Source organism: Marinobacter sp. UBA2688 (genome assembly GCF_002352785.1).
Classification (GTDB): domain Bacteria; phylum Pseudomonadota; class Gammaproteobacteria; order Pseudomonadales; family Oleiphilaceae; genus Marinobacter; species Marinobacter salarius.
Genome location: NZ_DELU01000029.1, coordinates 1,002 through 2,845, shown reverse-complemented (window position 1 = coordinate 2,845; position 1,844 = coordinate 1,002). Strand labels below are relative to the sequence as shown.

Below are 1,844 nucleotides of genomic sequence, written 5' to 3'. Positions count from 1 at the left end.
TGATGGCCATAACCCGGAGGCCGTTCGCGCTGCGATTGAGGCCGGCCGGGCGAACACAACTCAGCCCACACTGATTTGTTGCAAGACCATCATTGGTTTTGGTTCACCCAACAAGCAAGGCACCGAAGCCTGTCACGGCGCTGCGCTGGGTGAGGACGAAATTGCACTGACCCGCGAGAAGCTGGGTTGGAACCACGGTGCTTTCGAGATCCCGTCTGAAGTATACGGTGCCTGGGATGCCCGTGAAAAAGGCGCCGCCGCGCAGGCTGAGTGGGAGCAGGCGTTTGCTGCCTACGAAAAGGCGGAACCGGAACTGGCCGCTGAGCTCAAGCGTCGTATGGCCGGAGAACTGCCGGCGGACTTCTCCGAGAAGGCCCAGGCGTATATTCAGGAGTGCCAGGACAAAGGCGAAACTGTTGCCAGCCGCAAGGCGTCCCAGAACACCCTGAACGCCTATGGCCCGATGCTGCCGGAACTGCTGGGTGGCTCTGCCGACCTGGCGGGCTCCAACCTCACCATCTGGAATGGCAGTAAGCCACTGACCAAAGAAGACGCCAGCGGTAACTACGTTTACTACGGTGTTCGCGAATTCGGCATGGCAGCCATTATGAACGGCGTCGCCCTGCATGGCGGCTTCGTACCTTACGGCGCTACCTTCCTGATCTTTATGGAGTACTGCCGTAACGCCGTGCGCATGGCCGCGTTGATGAAACAGCGCTCCATCTATGTGTTCACCCACGACTCCATTGGTCTGGGCGAAGATGGTCCTACGCATCAGCCCATCGAGCAGTTGGCGAGCCTGCGCACCACGCCTAACATGAGCACCTGGCGTCCGGCGGATGCCGTTGAGTCAGCGGTCGCCTGGAAAGCTGCCCTGGAGCGTGTCGATGGCCCGACTGCGCTGGTCTTTTCCCGTCAGGGACTGCCGCACCAGCAGCGTGATGCCGAGCAACTGGCCAACATCGCCAAGGGTGGCTACATCCTGTCAGACAGCGAAGGCACGCCGGACCTGATCCTCATCGCCACTGGTGGTGAAGTGGGGCTGGCTCAGGACGCGGCCGAAGCGCTGCGCCAGAAGGGTAACAAGGTTCGCGTGGTGTCCATGCCATCCACAGACACCTTCGACGCCCAGAGCGCCGCGTATAAGCAGGAAGTACTGCCGCTTGAAGTGACCAACCGGATCGCCGTCGAGGCCGCTATTGAAGATTACTGGTACAAGTACGTTGGCCTGGACGGCCGCGTGGTGGGCATGAGCACCTTCGGTGAGTCTGCGCCTGCCGGTGAGCTGTTCAAGGAATTCGGCTTTACGGTAGACAACATTGTCGCTGTGGCCGGGGAGCTGCTGGAAGCCTGATGAGCACCGCTGCACCGTATCGCATCGCCATCAATGGATACGGCCGTATCGGCCAGTGCGTCTTGCGTGCACTCTACGAGAATCGTTTTCGCGATCACCTTCAGGTGGTCGCGATTAACGAGCTGGCGGACATCGATACCATTGCCCATCTCACCCGCTACGACTCCACCCATGGTCGATTCCAGGGTGAGATAAACGTTGAGGGAGATTCCCTGCTGGTAAACGGGGACCGTATTCGCGTCGTCCGTTGCGCCGAAGCATCGGAGCTGCCCTGGGACGAGCTGGGCATTGATCTGGTGCTGGAGTGCTCCGGTGCTTTCACCGACCGCGCGACGGCCGAGCAACACCTGAAGGCTGGTGCTGAACGCCTGCTGTTCTCACAACCGGCGGAATCCGATGTGGATCGCACCATTGTTTATGGCGTGAATCAGGACCAACTGGCCGAGTCTGATCGTATCGTGGCTGCTGCCTCCTGCACCACCAATTGCCT

Annotated in this window: 2 protein-coding genes; both read left to right on the top strand. The window is 60.2% G+C overall.

Translation table 11 applies throughout. The features are described 5' to 3' along the window. A partial coding sequence (locus B3M52_RS19070) for a transketolase family protein (RefSeq protein ID WP_286750025.1) occupies window positions 1–1,354 on the top strand: 1,354 nt, incomplete at its 5' end. Beyond that, on the top strand, window positions 1,354–1,844 hold a 491-nt coding region (locus B3M52_RS19065; RefSeq protein WP_286750024.1), incomplete at its 3' end, for a glyceraldehyde 3-phosphate dehydrogenase NAD-binding domain-containing protein. The genes B3M52_RS19070 and B3M52_RS19065, both read left to right, overlap by 1 nt.